Annotated in this window: 24 protein-coding genes; 21 read left to right on the forward strand and 3 right to left on the reverse strand. The window is 48.6% G+C overall.

The window, feature by feature from the left end:
• Positions 1–113 precede the first annotated feature (113 nt).
• The 6 genes from K300_RS0110210 to K300_RS0110235 all read left to right on the forward strand — a co-directional run bounded on the left by K300_RS0110210 (position 114) and on the right by K300_RS0110235 (position 5,734).
• A complete protein-coding gene (locus K300_RS0110210) occupies positions 114–581 on the forward strand; it encodes a HyaD/HybD family hydrogenase maturation endopeptidase (protein ID WP_022851573.1) in 468 nt (155 codons plus the stop codon).
• 154 nt (positions 582–735) lie between these two features.
• Positions 736–1,995: a diaminopimelate decarboxylase gene (gene lysA / locus K300_RS0110215; protein WP_022851574.1), complete on the forward strand. Its 1,260-nt coding sequence runs from the start codon at positions 736–738 to the stop codon at positions 1,993–1,995.
• A 14-nt stretch (positions 1,996–2,009) separates the two neighbouring features.
• Positions 2,010–2,828, forward strand: coding sequence for a diaminopimelate epimerase (gene dapF / locus K300_RS0110220; RefSeq protein ID WP_022851575.1), 819 nt, complete (start codon positions 2,010–2,012; stop codon positions 2,826–2,828).
• Positions 2,829–2,847: 19 nt separating this feature from the next.
• Entirely contained in the window at positions 2,848–3,729 is an 882-nt protein-coding gene (dapA, locus tag K300_RS0110225; RefSeq protein ID WP_022851576.1) for a 4-hydroxy-tetrahydrodipicolinate synthase, read from the forward strand.
• Between the two features lie 4 nt (positions 3,730–3,733).
• Positions 3,734–4,540, forward strand: a complete 807-nt coding sequence (dapB, locus tag K300_RS0110230) for a 4-hydroxy-tetrahydrodipicolinate reductase (RefSeq protein ID WP_022851577.1) — start codon at positions 3,734–3,736, stop codon at positions 4,538–4,540.
• Between the two features lie 177 nt (positions 4,541–4,717).
• Positions 4,718–5,734 (forward strand): ATP-binding protein, encoded by a 1,017-nt coding sequence (locus K300_RS0110235; RefSeq protein ID WP_155827593.1) that lies wholly within the window; start codon positions 4,718–4,720, stop codon positions 5,732–5,734.
• On the opposite strand, the gene K300_RS16600 is transcribed toward K300_RS0110235, so the two are convergent.
• Positions 5,698–5,907: a cysteine-rich CWC family protein gene (locus K300_RS16600; protein WP_081646955.1), complete on the reverse strand. Its 210-nt coding sequence runs from the start codon at positions 5,905–5,907 to the stop codon at positions 5,698–5,700. The genes K300_RS0110235 and K300_RS16600 overlap by 37 nt on opposite strands.
• A gap of 73 nt (positions 5,908–5,980) precedes the next feature.
• Between K300_RS16600 and K300_RS0110240 the strand changes: the two genes are divergently transcribed.
• Positions 5,981–6,712: a hypothetical protein gene (locus K300_RS0110240; protein WP_022851579.1), complete on the forward strand. Its 732-nt coding sequence runs from the start codon at positions 5,981–5,983 to the stop codon at positions 6,710–6,712.
• Between the two features lie 118 nt (positions 6,713–6,830).
• Here the strand turns inward: K300_RS0110240 and K300_RS16290 are convergent, their stop codons facing one another.
• A complete protein-coding gene (locus tag K300_RS16290; RefSeq protein WP_022851580.1) occupies positions 6,831–7,823 on the reverse strand; it encodes a response regulator in 993 nt (330 codons plus the stop codon).
• 296 nt (positions 7,824–8,119) lie between these two features.
• On the opposite strand from K300_RS16290, the gene K300_RS0110250 reads away from it, so the two are divergent.
• The 10 genes from K300_RS0110250 to K300_RS0110295 all read left to right on the forward strand — a co-directional run bounded on the left by K300_RS0110250 (position 8,120) and on the right by K300_RS0110295 (position 19,366).
• Positions 8,120–9,745 carry a cytidylyltransferase domain-containing protein gene (locus K300_RS0110250; RefSeq protein ID WP_022851581.1) on the forward strand — a complete coding sequence of 542 codons (1,626 nt, stop codon included), beginning with the start codon at positions 8,120–8,122 and terminating at the stop codon, positions 9,743–9,745.
• Positions 9,742–10,800, forward strand: a complete 1,059-nt coding sequence (locus K300_RS0110255) for an N-acetylneuraminate synthase family protein (RefSeq protein WP_022851582.1) — start codon at positions 9,742–9,744, stop codon at positions 10,798–10,800. Before K300_RS0110250 ends, K300_RS0110255 begins: the two co-directional genes overlap by 4 nt.
• On the forward strand, positions 10,797–11,831 hold the full coding sequence (locus K300_RS0110260; RefSeq protein WP_022851583.1) for a polysaccharide pyruvyl transferase family protein: 1,035 nt from the start codon (positions 10,797–10,799) through the stop codon (positions 11,829–11,831). The genes K300_RS0110255 and K300_RS0110260 overlap by 4 nt, the downstream gene beginning before the upstream one ends.
• Positions 11,832–11,851: 20 nt before the next feature.
• Positions 11,852–12,460 (forward strand): CatB-related O-acetyltransferase, encoded by a 609-nt coding sequence (locus K300_RS15350; RefSeq protein WP_162139884.1) that lies wholly within the window; start codon positions 11,852–11,854, stop codon positions 12,458–12,460.
• Positions 12,461–12,462: 2 nt separating this feature from the next.
• Complete coding sequence (locus K300_RS0110270) at positions 12,463–13,695, forward strand: lipopolysaccharide biosynthesis protein (protein WP_022851585.1); 1,233 nt, start codon at positions 12,463–12,465, stop codon at positions 13,693–13,695.
• Positions 13,679–14,881: a hypothetical protein gene (locus K300_RS0110275; protein WP_022851586.1), complete on the forward strand. Its 1,203-nt coding sequence runs from the start codon at positions 13,679–13,681 to the stop codon at positions 14,879–14,881. Before K300_RS0110270 ends, K300_RS0110275 begins: the two co-directional genes overlap by 17 nt.
• A 99-nt stretch (positions 14,882–14,980) precedes the next feature.
• Positions 14,981–16,516: a hypothetical protein gene (locus K300_RS15355; RefSeq protein ID WP_022851587.1), complete on the forward strand. Its 1,536-nt coding sequence runs from the start codon at positions 14,981–14,983 to the stop codon at positions 16,514–16,516.
• Positions 16,517–16,542: 26 nt separating this feature from the next.
• Positions 16,543–17,079: a tetratricopeptide repeat protein gene (locus tag K300_RS15360; protein ID WP_081646958.1), complete on the forward strand. Its 537-nt coding sequence runs from the start codon at positions 16,543–16,545 to the stop codon at positions 17,077–17,079.
• Between the two features lie 50 nt (positions 17,080–17,129).
• Positions 17,130–18,101, forward strand: coding sequence for a UDP-glucose 4-epimerase GalE (galE, locus tag K300_RS0110290; protein WP_022851589.1), 972 nt, complete (start codon positions 17,130–17,132; stop codon positions 18,099–18,101).
• Positions 18,080–19,366, forward strand: a complete 1,287-nt coding sequence (locus K300_RS0110295) for an O-antigen ligase family protein (protein WP_155827594.1) — start codon at positions 18,080–18,082, stop codon at positions 19,364–19,366. Before galE ends, K300_RS0110295 begins: the two co-directional genes overlap by 22 nt.
• Here the strand turns inward: K300_RS0110295 and wecB are convergent.
• Positions 19,363–20,418, reverse strand: coding sequence for a non-hydrolyzing UDP-N-acetylglucosamine 2-epimerase (gene wecB, locus K300_RS0110300; protein ID WP_022851591.1), 1,056 nt, complete (start codon positions 20,416–20,418; stop codon positions 19,363–19,365). The two genes, K300_RS0110295 and wecB, sit on opposite strands and share 4 nt — an antisense overlap.
• Before the next feature lie 162 nt (positions 20,419–20,580).
• Between wecB and K300_RS15365 the strand changes: the two genes are divergently transcribed.
• Genes K300_RS15365 through cysC form a run of 4 tightly spaced genes read left to right on the forward strand, consistent with a single transcriptional unit; the run spans position 20,581 to position 25,569 of the window.
• A complete protein-coding gene (locus K300_RS15365) occupies positions 20,581–21,444 on the forward strand; it encodes a glycosyltransferase (protein ID WP_022851592.1) in 864 nt (287 codons plus the stop codon).
• A gap of 1 nt (position 21,445) precedes the next feature.
• Positions 21,446–23,320, forward strand: a complete 1,875-nt coding sequence (gene asnB, locus K300_RS0110310) for an asparagine synthase (glutamine-hydrolyzing) (protein WP_022851593.1) — start codon at positions 21,446–21,448, stop codon at positions 23,318–23,320.
• Complete coding sequence (locus K300_RS0110315) at positions 23,313–24,833, forward strand: ulvan lysase-like protein (RefSeq protein WP_022851594.1); 1,521 nt, start codon at positions 23,313–23,315, stop codon at positions 24,831–24,833. The genes asnB and K300_RS0110315 overlap by 8 nt, the downstream gene beginning before the upstream one ends.
• A 16-nt stretch (positions 24,834–24,849) precedes the next feature.
• Positions 24,850–25,569, forward strand: a complete 720-nt coding sequence (cysC, locus tag K300_RS15370; RefSeq protein ID WP_022851595.1) for an adenylyl-sulfate kinase — start codon at positions 24,850–24,852, stop codon at positions 25,567–25,569.
• The last annotated feature ends 11 nt before the right edge of the window (positions 25,570–25,580 follow it).

The following is a 25,580-nucleotide window of genomic DNA, read 5'->3' on the forward strand; positions in this document are numbered from 1 at the left end:
GAATAAAACTCCTCGTATAGATGAAAAAAGGCTTCCGTCTGGTGCGGGAGCCTTTTTTTTATGTATTTCCCGTAACTTTGGACTATTATTAAAAAAATGATTTTGGTGAATAAATGAAACTTCTTGTGCTGGGTATAGGGAATATCCTTATGAATGACGATGCCGCTGGAGCCCTTGCTGCTCAGAGGCTTGCGGAACGATACGAAGAAACTGACGAGCTGCGCATTGTGGAGGGTGGAACCCTTGGACTGGATCTCCTCCCCATGGTGGAATGGGCGGATAAGCTTATCCTTATAGATGCAGTGGATGTGGACCACCCTTGCGGGACCGTTGTGCGCATCGAGGGTGAGGATGTGGAGCCGGTCTTTGAGACGAAGCTTTCCCCTCACCAGATGGGGATGAAGGATCTGCTCCTCACAGCGGAATTGGCCGGCTACAGACCGGAAGAGGTTACCCTCTTCGGAATCCAGTCCGGAAATGTTAACATGGATATGACCCTCTCCCCCGAGGTTGAAGCGAATATGGATAAGCTTGTAAACCTTGTGGGGCGGGAGATTGAGCTATTTCTAGAAGAAAGATAGAGTTTGACAAAACTAACTTTAGATGTTAGCCTGTTTTGCTTTTGTTTAAGAAAGTATGTACACATCCGGTGTTTTCCGGTTATGACAAGCCCTTATTGCACCGGCCGGTGTGCTTTAAAGATATCAACAAAATTTACGAGGAGATGATTTACCTATGGAATACTTTCCCTATGAAAATGGCGCACTCCAGTGCGAAGGCGTTTCTTTAGAAAAGATTGCCGAAGAGGTCGGCACACCCTTTTATGTATACAGTGCAGGCTATCTCCGTGAGAGATACCGTGAGTTCTACGACAGCTTCGAAGGATGCGAGAGGATAGTGTGCTTCGCCGTTAAGGCAAACAGCAACCTCGGCGTTCTCGGCATGCTGGCTTCCGAAGGATGCGGTGCGGATATCGTATCCGGCGGTGAGCTCCACAGAGCCCTTGAGGCTGGCATCGACCCCAAGAAGATCGCCTATGCGGGTGTCGGTAAAACAGAGGATGAGATGGAATTCGCCATAAACAGCGGAATCCTCATGTTCAACATCGAATCACGTCAGGAGCTTGATGTTCTCAACAAGGTAGCCGGAAGGCTGGGCAAAAAGGCCCCCATCGCTATCCGTGTGAACCCAAACGTTGACCCGAAGACCCATCCCTATATCTCCACAGGGCTTAAGAAGAATAAGTTCGGCCTTCCCGTTGAGGGCGTTATGGACGACTACCGCTATGCAGCAAAACTTGAGAATATCGAGGTCGTGGGAGCCCACTGCCACATCGGTTCCCAGCTCACCCAGGTGGATCCCTTCGTTGATGCCACAAGGATCATGGTTAAGCTTATACGTGACCTCAGAAAAGAGGACATAAACATAAAGTATCTCGACTTCGGCGGCGGGCTCGGCATCACCTATGATGATGAGGTTCCCCCCAGCATGAAGGATTACGCAGAGGCCCTTAAGAAAGAGATCGAAGGTGAGGGGCTTACCCTTGTTTTCGAACCCGGCAGAAGCATCGCCGGAAACTCCGGAGCCCTTGTTACCAAGGTTCTCTACACCAAGCAGACGGAGATGAAGCACTTCAAGATCGTGGACGCTGCTATGAACGATCTCAGCCGTCCCACCCTTTACGATGCTTACCATAAGATAGTCTCCGTTAAGGAGAAGGTTGAGGGTAAGGTTACCGCCGATGTTGTGGGAACTATATGCGAAACTGGCGACTTCCTCGCCAAGGACAGGGAGCTCCCCGATGTTCAACCCGGCGGCTACTATGCGGTTCTCTCCGCAGGTGCCTACGGCATGACCATGGCCTCTAACTACAACTCCCGCCCCAGAGCGGCTGAGGTGCTTGTGGATGGCGACAGCTACTTCATCGTACGCAGAAGGGAAACATACGAGGACCTTACAGGTCCCGAATCGATCCCTGCAAAGTATACTAAATAACAGAGGTGTCTATTATGAAACCTCAATTCTATAAAATGAGCGGAAGCGGCAACGACTTTGTTATAATAGATAACCGTGACGGAAGTATGAACGGCTTTGATCTGCCGGAATTCATACCGGCGGTTTGCTCACGCAGTGTTTCTGTGGGTGCGGACGGCCTTATCCTCATCGAGGACAGCGATACAGGCAAGGCGGACTTTAAATGGAGATTCTACAACTCCGACGCATCCGAAGCAGAGATGTGCGGAAACGGCTCCAGATGCGCAGCCAGATTCGCATACCTCAACGGCATAGCCGGAGAAAGGATGAAATTCGAAACCGTTGCGGGGATTATAGAGGCCGAGATCAAGGATGAGCCGGATGTTAAGGTTCAGCTCACGGACCCCTTCGATCTTCGGGAAAACTTCGAGCTCCAGCTCGAGGAAGAAAAGGTTACGGTCTCGCATATCAATACCGGCGTGCCCCATGTCGGTATGCAGGTTGAGGATATCGATAAGGTAGATCTAATGAAATACGGCAGCGCAATCCGGTATCACTCCGAATTCGCTCCCAAAGGGGCAAACGTGAACCTCTATGAGAAAACCGCCGAGGATACTATCCGGGTTAGAACCTATGAAAGGGGTGTCGAGGGCGAGACGCAGGCGTGCGGAACGGGTTCCGTTGCCTGCTCCATCTTTGCCGTTAATGCAGGGCTTGTGAAAAGCCCCGTTACAGTGGTTACCACCAGCGGCATCGAGCTCAAGGTCTATTTAGAGGACGACAAGGTCTATCTCGAAGGTGAGGCAAGGGTTGTCTACACCGGGGAACTTTGGAGCGAGGCCTACAAGTATTGAGAAACAGGAGGGATTACCCATGTTTACAGGCAGTATAGTTGCCATAGCCACACCACTTAAGGATGGAAAGGTAGACGAGCAGAAGCTTAGAGAGCTCGTTGACTTCCAGATAGAAAACGGAACGGACGGCGTTGTTCCCTGTGGAACCACAGGTGAATCAGCCACCCTTACCTATGAGGAACACTGCAAGGTTATCGATATTGTTATCGACCAGGTAAACAACCGTGTTCCCGTTATCGCCGGCTCCGGTTCAAACAGTACGCACGAGTCTGTATTCCTTACCCAGCATGCCCAGAAAGCGGGTGCGGATGGTGCTCTCGTTATAACCCCCTACTACAACAAGCCTACACAGGAAGGTCTTTACAGGCACTTTAAGGAAATATCCGATGCCGTAAAGATCCCCATTGTGCTTTATAACGTACCCGGAAGAACAGCCTGCAATATCCTTCCCGAGACTGTTATCCGCCTCTCCAAGTGCGATAATATTGTCGGCATCAAGGAGGCGAGCGGATCCCTTGAGCAGGCGGCAGCTGTTATTGAGGGCACCGATGACAACTTTTCCGTCATGAGCGGTGAGGATGCCCTTACGTATCTTCTTTTTGCAATTGGTGCCAAGGGTGTTATCAGTGCATCCACAAACGTTGTGCCCGCCGATATGGCCAAGATGTGGGATGCATGGGAGGCTGGCGATGTTGAAACGGCAAGAGCCCAGCACTATAAGCTCCTCCCTGTTTTTAGCGCACTCTTCCTCGAGACAAACCCCATACCTGTGAAGAAGGCTCTTTACCTTATGGGGCTGGCAGAGGATGAGATACGTCTCCCCCTTGTTTCCATGACCGATGCAGCCACAGAAAAGATGCGCGAGGCCCTTGTTGAGGCCGGCGTGAAGCTTGTGAGGTAACGATATGTCCAAGACAAAGGTCTGCATGGTCGGTGCCGCAGGCAAAATGGGTAGAAAGATAATAAACCTGCTGAGCGAAAGCCCTAAGGCTGAGCTCGGCGGAGCCTTGGAGTATTCCGAATCACCCTTCCTCGGCATGGACGCAGGCGAGGTTGCCGGTTGCGGCAAGAACAGCGTAATCATAACTGCTGATATCCATGAGGCGGTGAAGGATAGTGATGTGCTCATAGACTTCACAGGCTCCGGCCCCACAATGGCTAACCTTGATAGATACGTGGATGCGGGTAAGCCCCTTGTAGTGGGTAGCACAGGCTTCACCCCCGAGGAGACGGCAAAGCTTAAGAATCTGGAGGATAAGATACCGGTACTCTTCTCACCCAACATGAGCCTTGGTGTAAACCTTACCTTCAAGGTCCTTGAGATGGTTACAAAGGCCATCGGCGAGGACTACGACATAGAGATCATTGAGTCCCACCACAGGATGAAAAAGGATGCACCGAGCGGAACCGCCATGAGAATGGGAGAGGTTATCGCAGAGGTCCTCGGCAGGGATATAGAGAAGGACGGGAAATACTGCAGACGAGGACTGATTGGCGAAAGAAGCGATCGTGAGATCGGTATGCAGACGATAAGGGCAGGTGACATAGTTGGTGAGCATACCGCCATGTTCTGCGGCGAGGGGGAGCGTATAGAGATCACCCACCGTGCCCATACCAGAGATACCTTTGCTAAGGGAGCTATCTCCGGCGGTGCATGGCTTGCAGGTAAAGAACCCGGTTTTTACAGCATGTATGATGTTCTTGGACTCTAGAAGCCTGTAAAGATACCGTGGTTTAAATAAAAAGTTTTGTGATGGCGTAAGCCTCTGCAGTAAATTGATATATGGGCTCCTTGGGGAGCCCTTTTTTTGTGTAATTATACTGTTTAGTATAATGCAATGAGCGATAATGACGAATATACCTATAAGATAATCTGGGAGTGATAAGGTATGGCTTCGTCATTGCAAACAACAGGTGCAGTTACTGGTAGTTCTTTTTGTGGAAGGGTTTCCGAGCTTAACGAACTTTCCTCAAGGGTCGGTGAGGGTCTTAACACCGTTGTTTGCGTAAACGAGGGTGAGGGTGGTTCATCCTTTCTGGCAGAATCCACCGGCAGGGTGAAAGCGTTGTATGTTGAAGCTCCGTACTCTGCTGATCTGTGGACTGCTACCTGCGCAGTTTTCGACAGCTTCATGCGCTCATTGGAAACATCCGGACTAGAGGATGCACTCATCGAATACCGCTTTGCCTGGCCATATAAGGCTTTCAAATACAGGGGCCGAGTGCGCTATTTCCCGGAAGGTTCGGCCAGAAGTGCCGGCAGGATTCTCCGTTCCGTAAGTGAATCCGCAGAAAAAGGTGGCTTTAGGGCAATTTATATCGATACTGCGCCGGAAGATAAAGGTGTTGAAGCACTTTTTGGTGAGTCGATACTGCCCGTTGCCCTCCTAAGCAGAAGCGGTGGTGATATAAGGCTGGGCTACATCAACATGTGGGACTGGGTCCCGTTTATTACGAAAACCTTTGAGGCCCGTGATCTCTCATGCAGCGGTGATGAGGCCAGAGCCATTGCCGAACTTAGCTCTGGTCACCCCAGACATACCATCGGAATATGTTCTGAGATACTTTCATCCGGTAACAAAGTCTTTGGAAAGGACACGAGAGAGAAGGCCTTCCGAAGGTATATTCGCAAGATGCACAGCGAATTCCGCAGGGCATTCTCCATTGAAAGCGGTGGACGCAGGAAGGTTCTTTCCGCACTTGCAGGAGGGCATAAGGCGATATACTCATCATCTGTACTCGAACTGTTTGGAACATCTGCTGCGGTTATGCAGAAAGGGGCATCGAATCTTCGAGAAAGGGGGGTTATAATAGAGGAGAAGGGTGATCTCAGGATAAAGGATCCTGTTTATGGGGAATGGGTGCGAGCTCAGACCAGCTTTTTCCCCGCTTTAAGGGATTTATAGCAACTCTCGCAGAAGCACGGCTTGTTCTGGTATTCCTCTAGAACCTCATCGGAGAGAGGGGTGTACTTAATGCACCAACAGGTTTCGGGGCGCTCAAGGTTCGCCACTGCGCAAAGGTTTTCACCACCGCATATCGGGCATTCCTTCATATTCATGTCTGCGTAATTGCTCATGTATTAATTATGTCATGAAGATGTGGAAGCGACAAGACGCATTGGCACAATTGTTGCAATTTATATGGGAAGTATGACAAATAAGGAATTAATTACCTCACTGAGGCAGATATTTAATGATGACACCCGTTTTACGGGGGAGTTCGTCCGCTCACTGGATAAGGATACACTGAAAAAGGTTTTCCGCAGCAGGGTTCGTGAGGTGCATCCGGATCTGTATAGAGGAGGGGACAGCTCGGAGCTCAGGCGCAGGCACGAGGAATTCATACGCCTGAAATCCTCCTTTGAGACCGTCAGCGCATTCATCAGCATGAACGAAAAGCGCAAGCTTGCCGAGAACGCCAAAAGAGCCTCCACAGAGCAGGTTAGAAGGGATTATTACCAATCGCAGCAGAGGCGTAAGCACGCCCAATATTACAGGGGTGCGCTCCCGAAACGGAGGCTCCGCCTTGGTGAATATCTCTATTACAGCGGAATAGTCTCCTACAGGGATCTGAGCGGTGCTGTGGTATGGCAGAGATCGGAGCGCGACAGGATCGGGGACATTGCGAAGATGTGGGGGTGGTTCAATGAATCGGATATTGTTCCGCTTATTATGAATAAGAGGCCTGGCGAGCTTATCGGTACAATACTCACTAAAAACGATGTTATTTCGGGCTTCAACCTGCGTGTATTGCTGACAGCCCAACGAAAGGCACAGCCGCTGATAGGAAGGTACTTTCTTGATAATGATGTGCTTGATGTAAGGACACTCGCCTCAGCGATAACAAGGGTCAGGTACCATAACCTTTACTATAAGAAATAAAGATGGCGGACCGGGACGGTCCGCCGAAAAGTTGACTCCCCCCGAACCTTTATTGTAGCACAATATCAAAAGCTGGGAAGGGGAAGTTTATATTTATCTGTAATTACGGGCATATTCGTTAAAAAAACTCTAAGTCATCATCCGAGCTGACACCCACATTCTCCGTTGACTTGAGCCTGTCCACAATCAGCATAATTGAGCTCACAAGTGACTGATCGAGGAAATGTATATCCTGGGCAGTCTGCTCATCGAAGACGATCTTCTTCCACTCCTGCATGTCATCGAGAACCGAATAGAGCATCTGGCAGATAAATTCCAGGTCTTCATCTGAGAAGTCTGCAAAAGGCCTTTCTGCAAGGAAATCCGCCAGAGAGCGCATCGCATACTCAAGCCCGGCGAAGTCAATAAGGCTGTAAAGTGTATTCGAATATGACTCGAGGATGTGCAGGATCTCTTCGAAGATATGGTAGGATTTGTTCTTTTCGAAGGCCATAACCGTGGAATATAGCTCATCGTTATGTTCGTTTAGTGCATCGGTGAGTTCGTAGTATGAATCGCCGATCCTTTGCAGGTATTCCGATGCCGGTATTTTGTCAACGTGTGTGTGATCAAGAAACGCAGAGTCCGTTTCGTTAATATTGCTTGTAGAACCATCCTCCAGGTCGAAGTCAAAGATTGAATCAAGGTCATCAAACTCCTCTTCTGCAATCTCCTCCTCGGTGGTCATTCTTGCGGATATGATATTGTTGTAGATATCCATGATTATAAGACGCTTATCCGCATTGAGAGGTTTCTTGATAACCTCCGATGCACCTGCCTCAGCGAATTTCTCATCAAGCCCGCTTTCGCTGACCCCAGTAAAGGCGATAACCTCTGCTGCAGGATAAACCTTCTTTACGATCCTTGTGGCCTCGATGCCGTCCAGACCGGGCATTCGGTAGTCCATAAGCACCATATCAGGCTTACATTCTCTGCACGCATTAACGCAGTCCAAACCGTTTTCAAACTCGTGAATAACTGTTCCTTCAATCTCGTTGCGCATGGTGGCAGAGAGGAGTTTCCTGGTAGGGAGGTTATCGTCAACAATGAAAACCGTAAAATTATTCTCCACTGTCCACTCTCCAAAAACTATTGTGTATATCGAATTATAGATACCTAAGATAAATATTTACAAGTAAATTTAAACCCATTTTTACGCAAAATTCAGTAAATATGCGAAAAAGTTGCACAAATAATAAAAATTATCATGTGGTCTAGTATGATCTGGTGAGCTTTTATGCACATATGGAAATAGAACGCTGTCTGAGGGATATCTTAAATGCCTTGTTAACTACGTCAAATTCATTTAAAATATGTAATGAATTGTGCGTAATTTCTATGAATCCAGGTGGTTTACGGAGGCCGGTTTTGAGCGTTCTTATTGTTATCCCCGCCAGAGGGGGGTCTAAGGGTATTCCCCGTAAAAATCTGCGAAGCTTGTGCGGTAAGCCACTGCTTTACTACTCTATTAATACGGCCCTGGGTTGTTGTCGTGAGGCTGATGTTGTTGTGGACAGCGACGACGAAGAGATCCTGATGATGGCCTCAAAGCTTGGAGCTGAGGTTAATAGAAGACCGGAAAGGCTTTCCGGTGATGCTGTGACACTGGATCCCGTTATATACAATGCCTACGTTGAGATGAAGGAGCGGACCGGCAGGGATTACGACATAATCGTCACCATGCAGCCGACCTCCCCCTTGCTGAAAGCGTCGTCCCTTGAAATGGGGATTAGGATGCTCAAAGAGAGCCCGGATCTGGAGACTGTGCTCTCTGTAACCGAAGAACGCAAGCTCTCCTGGCGCAAGGAGGGGGATAAGTTTCTGCCGAACTACGAAAAGAGGGTTAATAGACAGCAGCTCCCCAGTGAGTTCAAGGAGACGGGGGGATTTTTCATAACCAAATCCTCTGTTATCACAGAAAAAAGCAGAATCGGAAAGAATGTGAGCGTCGTGCCCCTTGAGGGTAAAGAGGCCATCGATATAGATACCTATGAGGACTGGGCGCTATGCGAGTATTATCTGCGGCATAAAACAGTTCTCATCGTTGTTTCCGGCTACAGAGAGATTGGCCTCGGTCATGTGTACCGCCAACTGCAGATTGCATCAAACATTCTCGACCACCGCCTTGTATTCCTTGTGGATAAGAAGAGTGCCCTTGGCATGGAGGTTATCGCCTCCTACAACTATGACGTTCGGATGCAGAGCTGCGAGGATATAGCAGAGGATATAGCAAAGCTTTCCCCCGACGCGGTAATAAGCGATATCCTCGACACAACAGAAGACTACATGGGCAAGCTTGCCCGCATGGGCGTTTCCACCATAAACTTCGAGGATCTGGGTAGCGGTGCTGAGATGGCGAATGCTGTTATTAATGCGCTGTATCCTGAGAGGAAGGTTCTGAAGAACCACTACTTCGGGCATGAGTATTTCTGTCCCAGGGATGAGTTCCTGTTCACTCCGGACAAGATGATTGAGGAGGATGTTAAAAGGGTTCTTCTCTCCTTTGGTGGTGTTGATCCCAGTAATCTCACCGAGAAGGTACTGGATTCCATTTACGATTTCTGTGTGGACAACCGCATCGCAGTTGATGTTGTGCTCGGACTCGGCTACGAGGTCGGGCATGACCTGAGCAGATTTGAAAAGGCTAACATCTACCGTAATATAAAGAATATGAGCGAGTTCATGTTTAATGCGGATATTGTGTTTACATCCGCAGGAAGAACCGTTTATGAGATAGCCTGTATAGGAACACCAGCTATTATTATGGCTCAGAACGAGAGGGAGATGACCCACTTCTTTGCAAATGCCCAAAACGGCTTTATTAATATGGGGCTCGGTGTTAATGTGACGAGCGAGCACATATTAGAAACCTTCGCAGAGCTTGTTGATGACTTTGACGAACGGAAATATATGAATGAACTCATGCTCTCCCGAGATATAAGGAAAGGGAGAGAACGGGTTATTTCAATCATACGAGAGGTTATAACCGGATGAAAATTCTGGATGTTTTTGCCGAACACGACCCCTTTGGCCCCGTATTTAAAAGGCCATACCTAATTGCCGAGGCGGGTGTGAACCACGAGGGGAGTATGGAAACAGCTAAGAGACTGATAGATCAGGCGGGTGAGGCTGGTGCCGATGGGATAAAGTTCCAGACATACAAGGCGGCTACCATCGCCTCGAAGGATTCGCCGTACTACTGGGATATCACCAAGGAGCCCACAAAGTCCCAATACGAACTCTTCCAGAAGTACGACAGGTTCTGGAAGGAGGAGTATGAGCAGCTCAAGCTCCACTGTGACAGGGCGGGGATAGAGTTCATGTCCACCCCCTTCGACAGGGAATCCGCCTTCTTCCTCAACGAACTTATGGACGTTTTTAAGATATCCTCATCGGATATTACGAATAAGCCGTTTATCCAGCTCATCGCCGGATTCGGCAAGCCTGTTATCCTCTCCACCGGTGCGGCGTATCTCCATGAAATAGAGGAGGCCGTAAGCTGGATTACGGAGAAAGGTGTCCCCCTCTCCCTCCTCCACTGTGTTCTCAACTACCCCACCGATGACGAGAACGCCCACCTTGCCATGATAAGCTGTCTGCGCAGGAAGTACCCTGAGCACGTTACAGGGTATTCGGATCACACATTGCCGAAAGATATGAAGGTTCTTGAGGCAGCCGCACTCCTCGGTGCGCATATCATAGAGAAGCACTTTACCCACGATAAAACACTCCCTGGCAACGATCATTACCACGCCATGGATAAAGAGGATATAAAGGTATATAAAAACCTCATAAACAGGCTTGAAACTCTGGCCGGGAACTACGATAAGAAACCTTTGGAAAGTGAGGATACCTCCCGCAGGAACGCAAGGCGTAGCCTTGTTGCGGCGAAGAAAATAGCCGCCGGACGGAAGATAACCGCTGGTGATCTCACATGGAAGCGTCCTGCCCACGGTATAAGCCCCAGATATATGGACGATGTGGTGGGTATGACTGCGGCGGAAGACATAGATGAAGATACTGTAATGCAATGGAAGATGTTTAAGTGACAGAAAAAAAATACGTAAAGATACACGGTGCGGTTAAGAATGTGGGGGATTACCTCATTGCAGACCGTGCCGAGAGGCTCATAAGAAACCACGTTACAGACTATCTGGCAGAGTACGGCAGATGGCAGTACCTCGATGCAGCAATGAACCAGATTAACGACACAAGCGGCCTTATAATCTGCGGTGGACCCGGATACGCCGAGGATATGCGCCCCGATGTATACGCCATAAGTCGTGATCTGGATACCCTCGAGGTCCCCGTAATACCCCTTGGCGTCGGGTGGAGCGGGAAGCCTGCGGATAATCCTGCCGGATTCTCCTTTAATGCTGAATCCAGAAAGCTTATGGACAGGATCCATGAACACGGCCTCTACAGCTGCCGGGACGAAATAACTGCTGAGGTTCTCCATGGGCAGGGTTACGACAAGGTCGTTATGACAGGATGCCCGGTTTGGCACGATGAAAGGTTTATCGGAGCAGAATACGATCTCCCATCAGAGGTGAGGCGGATCGTCTTTACCACTCCCGCAAACCCCAGGCTTTTTAAGCAGGTTCTTGCTAATATCCGCCTGCTTGAGGAGAAGTTCCCGGATGCGGAGATAATTGTATCCTTCCACAGAGGTATTTGGCCCGATGAGCACACCTCATGGCGAAGTGCCGGGATCTATTCTCTCATGGCCGGATACGCTACCGTTAAGGGGCACAAGGTTGAGGATGTATCCTATGACCTTGAAAGGATAAACTTTTACGGGGACTGTGATCTACATGTTGGCTACCGTGTCCACGCCCATCTGCATTTTCTTAGCAGAAGAAAACCCACCATCCTGTTCTGTGAGGATGGCAGAGGTGCAGGGATGCAGAAGACCCTCGGCCTCCCCGTTGTGCGCACAACGGATGGAGAGCTTGTGGAAAAATGCTCAAGGATGATAGACGAAGGGCTGGAATCCGGCTGGGAAACCGTTACCCCCGCTTTCAGAAAGATTGAGGATACCTATCCTGTAATGAAAGAATTTCTGGAGAAGCTTAAGTGAAATCCCTCCTGCGTAAAGCGTTGCGATACTACAGAGTGAAGTATAAGGACGGCGTTCACATATCCCGTAATGCCTCTTCGAGCGGCTCGAGCTTCGGCGAATGGGCCCATGTTGCGGCTGGAGCTAATGTTGTGAACTCAAATGTCGGCCGATTTACATCCGTGGGACGGGGAACAAATATATATAACTCCGTGGTCGGGGGATTCTGCTCCATATCATGGAACGTTACCATCGGTGCCACAGGGCACCCTACCGACCACATCTCTACCCACGCCTTCCCCTACATCGCCCAGTTCGGCATATCGGAAAAAACCGAGCGTATCAACGTGAGAACAACCGTTGGGCACGATGTATGGATGGGGTGCAACGTTGTTATCATGCCGGGGGTTAATGTGGGCACCGGGGCTGTTATCGGTGCTGGAAGTATTGTCACAAAGGATGTTGAACCCTATGCTGTAATTGCCGGAAACCCCGCTAGAAAGATCAAAGACCGCTTTGATGATGAAACAAAGCAGGCGCTCCTTGATTCCGCTTGGTGGGAATGGAGTAAAGAGGAGCTTAAAGAGCGGATAGAGCTTTTCCGCAGGGGCGTTGACGAAGAGGTTCTTAAAGAAATACAGGGTGGCTGATTTTGGGTATTATCTCCAAACTAAAGGGAAAATCAGGGGTTTACTACCTCTTCTTTGAAGGGGTTGTGAAGCTGGTTCCCTTCTTTGCTATTCCCGTTTTTACAAATAACTGGACAAAGGAGGAGTTTGGTAAGTTCTCCCTTTATATGTCCATAATTCCAGTTTTATCCCTCACTCTTTCACTTGGCCAGAACGTATCCGTTAAGCGTTTTTATATCGACTATCCCAGGCAGATGCGGGGCTTTCTATTCAACCTTTATGCCGTGGGGTTCATAGTTTTTGCGGCGGTGATCCTGCTAGAACTCGCCCTCCCCTTTGATATAGTTGCACCGGAATATACCAGGGTGCTTCTCTATGTAGGATGCCTCTTTGCGCTCATCGAGATGTATCTCAGCTACCTGCAGATAAGTAAGCAGGTGCTTCTGTACAACATATTCTATTTTGCAAGGAACTCGCTCCCGTACATATCAACGGTGATTATAATCTTTACCCTGTCTGACAGATCCGTATGGTTTGCTTACGGTCATCTTAGTGTGGGGGTTGTAATAGTTCTTTTTGCCATGAAGGATGTTATCAGGGGTGCTGGTGCCGGGTTCCGGAAGAAGTATCTAAAGTTCTCCCTCGGTATAGCTCTTCCAGTTATCCCTGCGGTGGTTTCCGCCTTTCTCCTGAGCATGTCGGACAGGTATATGATCGCATACTTCTACACAAAAACCGAGGTGGCGGAATACTCCTTCGCATACACTGTGGCATCTATTCTATCCATGACTTTCTTGGCCACAAACAAGGCGTGGCAGCCCTTTATCCTGGAGAATCTTAAGCGGAAAAACCTCCCCAGAATACGCAAATACGCCCGTTATTACACCCTCTTTGTGCTGGCGGCGATGCTCTTCATGATACTTACCCGTAAGCTGTGGGTTCTTATTCTATCAAATGAGTCTTACCTCGTTATTACGGATATAATACCCGTCATTCTCGTTGGTCTGTTCTTCTACTTTCTCTATACGGTGCTTTCCAATGTCGCTTTTTATCATAAGAAGATGTTTCTTTTCTCTCTCCCCGCAATAATCGGCGCAGTTGTGAATATTGCCCTTAACTACTTCATGCTGCCGTTATACGGTTACAAGGCAGCGGCATGGACAACAGCCGCCTCATACTTTACGGAGTTTGCCGTTATCTTCGGGATAACCTACTTCATCTTCAAGGAGGATATATTCTTTGGCAGAAGCAGTTAAGGAAATCCTGCTATTTCCCCAGAACGAGGTGCAGGTTCAGAATATGCTCCCCGTTGCAGAGGTATTAAGGAATGAGTACGAAGTAAATCCAGTGTTCCTTGATATGTCAGGTATTTACCATCAGGAGCTCCTCGGCGGATGCCCCTTTGAGAGGCTTGAGCCCGGCATAAGGATGGAGAGGGCGTTTTATCTCTCATCTCCTCTGGAAAAGGTGAGATCTGTCAGGAGTTTTATCCATTATGCGGAATACCTTGCAGAGCGCTTCGGGCTCTTTGTCATGGGTAATGACGGTGCGCTCCAGCGCGTCTTGATGGACAAAGGGGGGCTTAGGGGTATCCTCCTTCTGGACGGTATTCTCTCCAATAAAGAGTATAGCTTTTTAGATATGATAAGGAACGGCGGTCTGAACAGCTATGACATAAAGCAGAGCATCAGGAGCTTAGTGGCAAGAACTGCGTCCGGCCTACCTTTCAGCTACTACCTTCCGAGCGAGGTTGGCTCATCTAAAAGCCTTGAGAGGATCTTTGTGGCGAGCCGCTATATAAAGGAGCTTTTAACGGCAAAGGGTGTTGACGGCGGAAGGATAGAGATAACCGGAGTGCCGAGGTTCGGTGATCTGGTGCGTTTCGGTGAGAATCTTCCCGTTCGTTCCGGTGGTGAAGCAAAGGAGCTTATGCTCGTTACCCAGGGGTATCTGTGGCACAACGAAAATATCTACGATGAGCTCCAGCAGAAGGAGATCGCCTCTTTCATTGATGTTGTTGGAAGGTTTAAGGATAGAGGGTTCCGGGTAAATATCCGTGTGCATCCCAGGGATGACAGAAACCGGTATGAGCAGTATACAGAGAAGGACTTTGTGAGCATAAGCACTATGGATTTGGCGGAGGATATCGCCCGTTCCGATGGGGTTTTCGGCTTTAATTCAACGGTTCTCATACAGGCGCTCATGCTTAGAAAGCCGGCGTTCTCTCTTATGAGAAATGGACAGTTCTGGAGGTTCCAAAAGGAGTTCACCGCCTGCGATGAGTTTATAAAGATCTATAGTGATGAAGAACTTTTCCAGAATCTAGATCTGTTGAAAAGGGACGGAATAGTTGTTGCGGAAGGTGCCTACACACGTTTTGTGTCTGAGGAAAACCTGCGGGGAGCAGAGAACATAGCCCGCCGTTTGAATGAATATCTCTAAGACCCCTGTTTTTAAAGGGATAGGCCCTGAACTTGCTGTTGAATATGCTGTCTTAGCTGTGGTATCTTTAGCTCTAATTATTTTGTACAGGTGAAAACAATGACCCCCGAAAACAACAGAAACGATGAAATCGATATCCTGCAGGTGTTCAGCGCACTTGGGAAATATATTAAGCCTATCATAGCCTCAGTCGGAGCGGCTATCCTGCTCTGTCTTGCGGCTTTCTCATATATCTATCTTACCAAGACAGTTACAAGCTCCTATACGGATTTCAGGCTTGAGTCAGAGAAATTTAATCAGAATCTTTATCCCGATGGCGTGACCAAGTTTGATACAACTGACATTACCTCCGCCGATATTCTCAGGGAAGTCTACACACTGAACAGTCTGGATGAGTATATCACCTTCGAAACCTTCAGGAGTGCTGTGTATGTCGAACCACGTATGCCTATAGAGAAAAAGCGCAGACTTATAGAGCTTCAGCAGGTGCTTGTGGACAGGAAGGCCACCTTTGAGCAGAAGGAGGAGGCCCAGAAGACGATGCAGTTCCTCGTGGATAATTCGGGTATCCTCGATCTGAGGCTCCTGTACATGAACCCGAAAAACCCCATGAAGGCTATGCCTGATGAGCTTAAGGACAAGTTTCTCCACGACATACTTGACCGCTGGGCTCAGAAGGCGAAGGAGAACGGGTACCTTGAGTATCCCGTCAATATTTTCAGCGATGATATCGTTATTGAGAAGGATCTCATAGATAAGGAGGAGTATGTTATCGCAGTTGATATGCTCCGTTCTACCTATAACGTTGTGCTCGAGAATATTAAGGAGATAATCGATCTCCCGAGCGGTAAGAAGATATCATCCCCCGAAAGTGGTTTGACCCTGCCGGAGATACGGATCAAGCTCGAGAATGCGCTTAATTTCAGACTTAATCCGCTTCTGAAATATATCACCTCACTCGGTCTGAACAAGAATCCCGAGTTTATCAGGCTCTATCTTGAGGAGCAGGCGTTCCAGGCAAAGATAGAGTACGAGGCTGTTATGGACAGAGCCGAGTCCTATGAGAAGGCTGTGGAGAGATACGAGAATGAGCAGAGGGGTGGAGTTCAGCCCCAGGCGGGTGCTGGTGAAAACGGCTTTCCTGCAATGATCCCCCAGCTGGACCAGAGCTTTATCGATAATATAATAAACCTCGCCACAACGGATAAAAAACTTCAATACAAGAAGGAGCTTCTTGATAAGGCCGTTGAGGAGAGGCTTGATTCAATATCATACGAAAAGAGTATCAAGATATATGAGAATATTCTCGAAGGCCTGGAGGAAGATAACAGGGGGGGCGAGGACATCGACCTCATGATAAGAGAACGTTTCGATGAGATGCGTGTTCTTCTCATGGAATCCATCAGTGAGATTAGAGTCCTCTACAATGAGATAGTTAACAAGAATGTGAATGCAAGCAAGGAGCTTTATTTCATCGAAACGGATATGCGCAACGACACCGCCCACGGTGTTAACCCTAAAAAGTTTGTTGTGTTCAGCGGTGTTTTCGTGATTCTCGTTGCAGCGGCGGCGTTCCTCATAGCCATTGTTATGCACTATCTTTCCAAAAGAAATAACGGCTCGAAAGGGTCATAAATACTATTACCATTGGAGGAAAATGAATGGTACAGACTGTGTCCGTGTTATTAGCAATCCTTTGTTCGGGGGGGCTTTTCTGCGTGGACTATATCAAGGAAGGCTCCAGGGCAATGGCAGAGGACCGTTACGATGTTGCCTATATGATGTATGAAAAGGCCGCAAAGCAGGGGAATCCCGATGCTTACTACAACATCGGTGGAATGTTCTTTAACGGTCAGGGCTTTAAGAAGGATTATGATGTCGCCCTTAAATGGTTCCTTAAGGGTTCTAAGGCTGGGCATGCGAGAAGCTCTTTCATGGCGGCGAACATGTATGAGAACGCCACAGGCGGAGTTGAGCAGAGCTATGATAAAGCTCTCGGGCTTTATGAACTCTCGGCGGAGCAAGGCCTGAAGCGCTCCTATTGCAATCTGGGTAGGATGTATGCCGAGGGCTGGGGTGTTGAAAAGGACCTTGAGAAGGCTGCAGATCTTCTTTTGATGGCGGCTAAAGAGAAAGAGAAGAACAAATACTGTCAGGCTGTTTGGCATAAGTTTAAGCTTGACATGTATATGAACTAAATAACCGGGGCCTGGCCCCCTTTCTAAATACAATGTGTGTGGTTGGTTAAATGAAGGTATTTGTTTCAGGGGGGGCTGGGTACATCGGCTCCCATGTTGTTAAACAGCTCGGTGAGGCCGGGCACGATATTCTTGTATATGACAATCTATCCACCGGTCACAGGAGCTCCGTTCTTTATGGTGAGCTTGTTGAAGGGGATTTGGCAGACATGGATAAGCTTAACCGTGTTATGGGGGATTTTACCCCCGATGCGGTTATGCATTTCGCCGCATCTATCCGGGTGGATGAATCGGTTCGTGATCCTCTCAAATATTTCACAAACAACACACGCAACAGCATAAACCTCCTTGGTGCCATGAAGGAGTGCGGTGTGGACAAATTCATATTCTCATCCACAGCCGCAGTCTACGGCCAGCCGGAGAATAATCCGATAACGGAGGATGAGCCCTTAGCACCGATTAACCCCTACGGGACATCCAAGATGCTTGTGGAGAAGGTTCTGGAGGAGAGTACAGAGGCATCGGGTATACGCTTTGTCTCCCTTCGCTATTTCAACGTGGCTGGCGCTGACCCCGACGGAAAACTGGGACTGCGCACAGAGAATGCCAGCCATCTTATCGTCAGGCTGGTTAAGGCGGCCAAGGGTGAGATCGAGCGGATGAGTATCTTCGGTACGGACTATCCCACGGAGGACGGTACATGCGTTCGGGATTATATCCATGTGGCAGATCTGGCCTCGGCTCATCTTGATGCCATGGCATACCTAGATGACGGCGGCTCCAGCGATGTATTCAATCTGGGCTACGGGAAAGGGTATTCCGTTCGTCAGGTTATCGACAGCGGCTACAGTGTCCTTGGCGACTGTTTCGAAACCGTTGAGGGGGAACGCCGGGAGGGTGACCCCGCAGCATTGGTGGCGGACAGCTCAAAGGCTCGTAAGGTGCTTGGGTGGGTTCCTAAGCATGACAGCCTGGACAAGATAATCAGCACAGCCTGGGAGTGGGAGAAATCGCTTCCTTAAACCATAAACCGATGATCGGGGAGGGGCTCTACTACGGCTCCATGGCCTTCCTCCTCGTAATTTCATCCTTTAGCTATATCCTTTCAAACCTCTCCGGGGTGGATGAGCGTATAGTAAACATGGGCTTTATCGCCCTCATCTTCTATTTCAATATACTAGTTGCCGGAGTGAACGGTCTGCACATCCCGGGGCGTTTCGTTCCGGTATATATACTATTCTTTATCCTATTCTGGATGACTGCTGTCTCCATTGCAAAAAACTCACTTTCAGAGTGGGCGCCCAGTTTCCTAAGATTTTTCGGCTATCTCCTTGTTCTATATAATTCGTGGTATCTGGCAAAGCGGGGGCGAAGCTCCTTTCGGGTGGTGGACCTCGCAGTTATGCTGATGCTAATTGTGGCAGTTCTGGGGGGACTCTGGGAAATAGCCACGGGGAGTGTGCAGTTCAAGAACGGTGCTTACCGTGTGGCAGGGCATTTCAACCATCACCAGCTCGGCTACGCTCTTTTGCTATTCGTTCTGTGCGGGTACATGCTTAATGTGACATTGAAAAGGCCTTTGGACCCCCTATTCAGGCTATTTGCAAGGTTCCTGTTTTTGTCCGGTCTCGTCTTTATGCTTCTGGCGAGATCAAGGATGCTGACCATTGCGTTTTTTGCATCCCTGTACGCTGCCCACCTCCTTGCGGGAAGGTCCTTCCTTAAGAAGCTAAGGGTCATAATCGCCGGCGGAGCGGTGCTTTCAGGGCTGGTGTATACTATTCTGAACACCGACCTCTTTCCGAGGCTGAAGGAGCTATTCAGCATGGAGGAGCTTGACCCGTCCACCAACTATCGCCTTACGATCATTCAGGACAGCTTTCAGGGGCTGAGTTCATCAGAATTCTGGACGGGGATAGGCATGGGAGGGTTCAACGAGTTCTTCTATGAAATATCCGGAGTTTTGGGTGTTGCCGCCCACAACGACTATCTGCTTATGTTCGTGGAAGGGGGTGTTTTTGCCCTGTTCTTCTATGTCGTTTACCAGATATGGACCGTTTTCTTCCTTAGAAAGCGTGTTATGTATGTACGTTACGATGTTGATGACAGGCTTGTCTTTGGTATAGGGCTTGCAACACTCATGAACTTTACCGGAGTTGAGATCATGGGGTTTCTTCTGAACGCCCACTACTTCTTCCATTCAGAGTTTCTTATCATGCTTATCGCCGGAATCTTCCTCGGCAAGCAGGCCGGATTAAAAGGGGGGTACGATAGGCAGGCAGGTTAGATAGACTGGATTAGCTCCGCTATATGCTCTCCGGCCTTTCCGTCTCCGTATAGCCCCTCCCTGAAGGTTTGTTTTGACGAAGCGAAGTTATGGTACGCCTCCAGAATCGCTTCTCTCTCGGCTCCGGCCACAACGTTTGCTCCACCGTCCACAAGCTCGGTCCATTCCGTTTCATCCCTTACTGTTATGCAGGGCTTATTGAAGAAATAGGCCTCCTTCTGCAGTCCGCCGCTGTCTGTAAGCACCATGGAGGAGTTCTCAAGGAGCCAAAGCATCTGGAAGTACCCCACCGGCTCGATGATGCTAAGCCCCTCCATAAGTTCATCGTCCACCTTCCCTCTGGTTCTGGGGTGCATGGGCAAAATAACGGGACGTTCGGTTGCGATCTCCCTGAGAGCCTTGAAGATGGAGTTCAGCCTTTCCGGATGGTCTGTGTTTTCCTGGCGGTGTATAGTGCACAGGAGAAAGTCTTCTGTGCCAACATTGTCAGGCTTTACCATCCTTGGTTTATAGTGGAGAACAGCATCGTACATGACATCACCAGTCTGGAAAACAGTACAGTCCATGTCAAGATAACCTTCGGAGGCGAGGTTCATAACGGCGGTTTCTGTGGGTGCATAGAGGTGCGTGCTTATACGGTCGGTGAGGATGCGGTTTATCTCCTCGGGCATAGCTGTGTTGAAGCTTCTGAGGCCGGCCTCTACATGTGCCACCGGAATATGGAGCTTCGAGGCGGCGAGTGCTCCGGCCAGCGTTGAGTTTGTGTCCCCATATACAAGCACAGCATCGGGCTTAAGGCGGATAAGCTCCTGTTCCAGCCCTTCAAGCATCCTGCCGGTCATGGCCCCCTGGGCAAGCCCGTGGATATCTAGATTAACTGTGGGCTTGGGAATCTCCATCTCATGGAAGAATATGTCGGACATGTTCTTATCGAAATGCTGTCCGGTATGGATAATATCCTCATGCACAAGCCCCGCTTCCTTTAGAGCTCGGCTTACAACTGCTACCTTAACAAACTGGGGTCTTGCCCCCACCACCGTTACGATCTTCATGGAGTTTATATAGCTTAAAAGCGGGATAAAGATAAGTGCTTTTTGTGAAAAAAAACCTGTGAGTATACGTTGCGACGCAATATATATGAGTATAGAGGCTTATATTGGCAACACCGATATGTTATGATAGATTTTTGCTAAACCTTATAAGGAAGGTATATTATGAAGATATGGATTCTGCTCCCCGCGTTCAACGAAGAGGATTCCATCCCCCTTATGTTTCCAAAGATAGATAAGTATATGAAACAGGAGGGCTTTGACTACAGTATAGTCGCCCTTGATGACGGCAGCAGTGACGATACATTCTGTGTCCTTGAGGGTGTTAAAGGGGACTACCCCCTTGTTATCCTTCGCCATGAGATTAACAGAGGACTGGGCGAGACAGAGCGGGATCTGTTTGAGTACGTTTCAGAGCATGGGAGTGATGATGATATTGCCATCCGTATGGACTGCGATGACACCCATGAACCCCATTATATCCTCAGCATGATAAAGAAAGTTCAGGAGGGGTACGATGTTGTAAATACCTCACGCTTCCGTAAAGGTGGCGGTCAGATGGGGGTAAACAGCTATCGATCCTTCATCAGCTACATGGCAAACCTGTTCATGGCTGTTATGTTTAACATCAAGGGTGTGCGGGATTACTCATGCGGATTCCGGGCTTATCGTGTCAAAGCATTGAAATATGCAGTGGGCATATTCGGAAACAGCTTCATTCAGCTGAAAGGGCTTGGTTTCACCTCCACCCTTGAGATAATCGTTAAGCTCAAGCTTATGGGGTGCTCCTTCGCAGAGGTGCCCTTCGTGCTCCGGTATGATCAAAAAGCAAGCCCCAGCAAGATGATAAGCAGTATCACCACCCTCGGCTACTTCTCTATGGCTATCCTGTATCACTGGCCCTTCGGAGGCTGGCGCCCATTCTATAAGCACCTTGCCGAGATATACAGAAAGGACCCCGAAGAGGCGGTTAACGTCTACAACAAATACGCAAAACGCCGTACAACCATTTGCCAGATAGGGGGCTGATGTGTGCGGGATAACCGGTTTTTATAGCGAAAGGGGTTATTCTGAGGAGGTTCTCTATCCGATGATGGAGAGGATACGCCACAGGGGGCCCGACGATTCCGGCACCTTCTTCCACAATAACCACGCCCTTGGCCACCAGCGTCTTGCCATCATCGATATTGCCAATGCAAAACAGCCGATGCAGACCCCCGACGGACGTTACACGATTATATTCAACGGCGAGATATACAACTATCTGGAACTGAGGCAGAAGCTGGTTCAGGATGGCGAAAGCTTCTCCACCCATTCGGACACAGAGGTCCTGCTCAAACTTTACGCCAACTACGGCAAGGAGTGTCTCGCTTATCTGAACGGGATGTTCGCCTTTGCTGTGCTCGATAGACAGACGGATACGATGTTTCTGGCAAGGGATCATTTCGGTATTAAGCCGCTGTATTATTACGAAGGTTCCGAGTCTTTTGTCTTTGCCTCAGAGATCAAGAGTATTCTGGCACACCCCGAGGTCGAGGCAGAGGCAAACGAAAGCGCAGTATCCCAGTATCTCACCTATCAGCTTATGATGAACGGGGATACCCTTTTCAAGGATATTCAGGCTCTGGAGCCTGCGTCCTATATGATTGTGGAGAAAGGGAAAGTTAAAGAGAAGAAGGAGTTCTGGCGGCTGGACTTCGTTGTTGATTATGACAAGAGCGAGGATGAGTTCGCCTCGGAGCTGCTTGTTCTGCTGGAAAACTCACTCTCGATCCAGATGCGCTCGGATGTTCCTGTGGGTTCATACCTCAGCGGAGGTCTCGATTCAAGTACGGTGGCAGTACTTGCCGCTAAAAGCTTTCCGGGAAGTATCTCCACCTTCAGCGGGGGGTTCCACGAATCCCCGTTATACGACGAAACGCACTACGCCCGTATAGTTAGCGACAAGATACAGAGCCGGCATTTCGAGATATGGCCTGAGCATACAGACTTCGAGCGTGATTTTGAGAAGCTCGTATATCATATGGACTTCCCCGTGGCAGGGCCTGGTGTTTTCCCCCAGTATATGGTTTCGAAGCTGGCTTCGGAGAACGTCAAGGTTGTTCTCGGCGGTCAGGGGGGTGATGAGCTTTTCGGCGGCTATGCCAGGTATATCGTTGCATACCTTGAACAGTGCCTGAAGGGTGCCATAAACGGGACCCAGGACGGCTATTATGTCGTAACGCTCAAAACCATTGTAGACAGCCTGCCGATGCTTAAGCAGTATATGCCGATGATAAAGCAGCAGTTCGGAAGCGGGCTTTTTGAGGAGATGGACAGGCGTTACTATGCCCTTGTGAACCGTTCCCCCAATCTCCATAAGGTTTACGATGAGGGTTTTCTTGAAGGTGTGGACAGTGAGGCTATGTTCGGTCTTTTCAGCGATATTTTCAACCGTGAGGGTCTTGGTTCCTACTTCAACCGGATGACCTATTTCGATACAAAGACCCTTCTACCGGGGCTTCTACAGGTTGAGGACAGGATGAGCATGGCGGTTTCCCTTGAATCGAGGGTTCCTCTGCTCGATTACCGTATTGCGGAGATGGCCGCTAAGATGCCGCCGCTCTTCAAATTCAACAACGGTAAGGCGAAGTCCATCCTCCTGAAGGCTGTCAAGAACCTGCTCCCCAATGAGATTGTGGAGAGGAAGGATAAAATGGGATTCCCGACGCCGATCTCCGAATGGTTTACAGGGCCTTTGAGGGAGTATGTTATGGATATCCTTACGGGTGAAACTGCAAAGCGGAGGGGTATCATAAACACCGAAGCGGTGGAGGAGCAGCTCAACGCATCAAACCGTTTCTCAAGGGATCTGTGGGGGGCTCTTAATCTGGAATTATGGTACAGGACATTCATAGATGGATGATTCATTAAAGTTGATAAAAGACACCTACCCTTATCTGATGAGTAATATAGACCGAGACCCCCTCTCCAAAACTGTTGGCTGCTGTGATAGACTCCACTGGGCTTGGAAAATTAAAGACTTTCCGGATGCAACACTCCAGAGGTTTATATACCCTTTAGCGTATATCATGAAAAATACGGAATCTTTGAGTCTTGACGAAAAGGGGATTATTTTATCTATTCTGAGATTTACCCGCTCAATATTGAACGATAACGGTTCTGTAAATCAGGCATACCCCTATGAAAGCAGTCATGCAGGTACAGGGTTTCTTCTTCTTGATATTATCCTTGCGTATAGAACAATATCTGTCCATTTGGATGAAGAGGAGAGAAGGGAGTTCTATTTGTGCTGTAAGCCTATGGCAGATTATTTGATGAGGAACGATGAAACGCATGGCATTATATCAAACCATCTACTTGGTACAGCAGCTTCGCTTTATTATTTCCATAAAACCTTTGATGAAGGTCCAGAATATGAAGATAGAGGTGACTACTATACCGGTGTAGTAAAAAAGGCTTCAAATTCAGAAGGGTGGCTTGAAGAGTACGGAGGAGCAGATCCCGGGTATCAGTCTCTGGCTCTTTATTATACAGCCAGAATCCTTGAGCTCAGACAGGATGAAGAGCTGATACAAATAGCACTGAAGTGTATCGAGTTTTGCTCACATTTCTTCCATCCTGATGGGAGTTACGGTGGAGAGTACGGCTCAAGAAATACTGAGATACCCTATCCCGGTGGTTTCTCTTTTTTTTCAAGTCACTCTTCGACAGCTACTTCAATAACTGCTGAAATTAAAAAACGATACCTTGGTTATTTGTACCCTCTTAACTATGACGCTGGAAACATTGCTCCTTTGCTTTCAAACTTAATTATGTTTACTGAATATGGAGCAGTGCAGGAGTGTATTGAAAATCTTCCGTATAAGAAAGAGTTTACCAAGTTCTATCAAGATGCAGGTATATTTGTCGCCTCCACAGACATGCTCTATACGGTTATTGGGGTTTCAAAGGGTGGAGTTGTAAAAATTTTTGATAAACAAGCTGGCTCTCTTATTGTCGATGATTGCGGTTCCTATTATTTTGATTCGGGGGAACTGTACTCGTCACAGTTTCTTCAGAACTCTAGTTGTGTCCTTGAAGGTGAATCTGTTACCGTAGTTGCAGGCTTCGCAAAGGTGAACAGACAGGTGGTGGACCCTTTCAGAATGGCTGTTTTAAGGCTTGTTTTGCCAGCTATATCAAGATTCGGCTTTATGAGGGAATTAGTTAAAAAGCTGATTGTAAAGGTTTTGATAAGCCCCAATAAACCAGTTAGGGGAATGACTGTTCATAAGCGTATTAGTATTAGGACTGGTGAGATAGAGAGGGAAATGGATAATAAACCGGAGACGGGTAATGTTGTCCATGGCGGAAAATTCAGTACAATTCATATGGCAACATCACGTTACTTTCATAACAAGAAATCTTTGGATTAATCAAACAGGTTTAATAATGGAAACCAAGAAACGTTCACTCATAAAAGCCTTTTCATGGCGGATTACAGCAACGCTTGTTACTGCCACCATCGTGTATATTATCTTCGGGCGCTTTGAGCTTGCCCTTTTGGCCGGAGGGCTTGAGTCTGTTTCCAAGATATTTCTCTATTTCTTCCACGAAAGGATATGGTCTCGCATAGGTTTCGGAATAAAGAAGGTTCAGCCCTTTGTTGTGCTGTTAACAGGGCTCCCCTGTGCAGGCAAAACGGTAATAGGCGATCGTGTGGCCGAGCTGATGGCCGAGCGTGGTGTAACCGTTAAAAGGTTCGACAGCAAGGATGTCCGCTCCCTCTTTCCCCAGGAGGGCTTCAGTCGTGAGGAACGTCTTCGCTATCTTAAGCGTGTAGGTCTTCTCTTAAGCATGTTCGAGCGGGACGGAAGGGGCGTTGTGGCCTCCTTTGTCTCACCCTATAAGGAGGGGCGTGCTGAGATAGAGAGGCTGTGCGGGAGCTATGAGGAGGTGTTCATCAAGGCTGGCGTGGACGCATGTGAGGCGAGGGATGCCGCCGGCAAATATGCAAAAGCCCGGCGTGGTGAGATAGAGAACTTCACAGGAGTAAGCGATGCCTATGAAGAGCCTGAAAATCCCGCCCTGATTATTGACACAGAGAAAAACAGCATAGATGAATCCGCCGGGGTGATCGCAGATTACCTATGCTCAAAGTATGTAAAGTAATGGAACGCTTA

Origin of the sequence: Limisalsivibrio acetivorans, from assembly GCF_000421105.1 — a bacterium.
GTDB classification, from domain to species: domain Bacteria; phylum Chrysiogenota; class Deferribacteres; order Deferribacterales; family Geovibrionaceae; genus Limisalsivibrio; species Limisalsivibrio acetivorans.

Bases quoted from the DNA above. Each gene is read 5' to 3' on its own strand.
- K300_RS15365 (WP_022851592.1), top strand. From the start codon at position 20,581: ATGAAGATATGGATTCTGCTCCCCGCGTTCAACGAAGAGGATTCCATC.
- K300_RS0110315 (WP_022851594.1), top strand. From the start codon at position 23,313: ATGGATGATTCATTAAAGTTGATAAAAGACACCTACCCTTATCTGATG.
- wecB (WP_022851591.1), bottom strand. From the start codon at position 20,418: ATGAAGATCGTAACGGTGGTGGGGGCAAGACCCCAGTTTGTTAAGGTA.
- K300_RS16600 (WP_081646955.1), bottom strand. From the start codon at position 5,907: ATGAGCAATTACGCAGACATGAATATGAAGGAATGCCCGATATGCGGT.
- K300_RS0110240 (WP_022851579.1), top strand. From the start codon at position 5,981: ATGACAAATAAGGAATTAATTACCTCACTGAGGCAGATATTTAATGAT.
- dapF (WP_022851575.1), top strand. From the start codon at position 2,010: ATGAAACCTCAATTCTATAAAATGAGCGGAAGCGGCAACGACTTTGTT.
- K300_RS15355 (WP_022851587.1), top strand. From the start codon at position 14,981: ATGACCCCCGAAAACAACAGAAACGATGAAATCGATATCCTGCAGGTG.
- K300_RS0110210 (WP_022851573.1), top strand. From the start codon at position 114: ATGAAACTTCTTGTGCTGGGTATAGGGAATATCCTTATGAATGACGAT.
- K300_RS15360 (WP_081646958.1), top strand. From the start codon at position 16,543: ATGGTACAGACTGTGTCCGTGTTATTAGCAATCCTTTGTTCGGGGGGG.
- K300_RS0110235 (WP_155827593.1), top strand. From the start codon at position 4,718: ATGGCTTCGTCATTGCAAACAACAGGTGCAGTTACTGGTAGTTCTTTT.
- lysA (WP_022851574.1), top strand. From the start codon at position 736: ATGGAATACTTTCCCTATGAAAATGGCGCACTCCAGTGCGAAGGCGTT.
- dapB (WP_022851577.1), top strand. From the start codon at position 3,734: ATGTCCAAGACAAAGGTCTGCATGGTCGGTGCCGCAGGCAAAATGGGT.
- galE (WP_022851589.1), top strand. From the start codon at position 17,130: ATGAAGGTATTTGTTTCAGGGGGGGCTGGGTACATCGGCTCCCATGTT.
- cysC (WP_022851595.1), top strand. From the start codon at position 24,850: ATGGAAACCAAGAAACGTTCACTCATAAAAGCCTTTTCATGGCGGATT.
- dapA (WP_022851576.1), top strand. From the start codon at position 2,848: ATGTTTACAGGCAGTATAGTTGCCATAGCCACACCACTTAAGGATGGA.
- K300_RS0110255 (WP_022851582.1), top strand. From the start codon at position 9,742: ATGAAAATTCTGGATGTTTTTGCCGAACACGACCCCTTTGGCCCCGTA.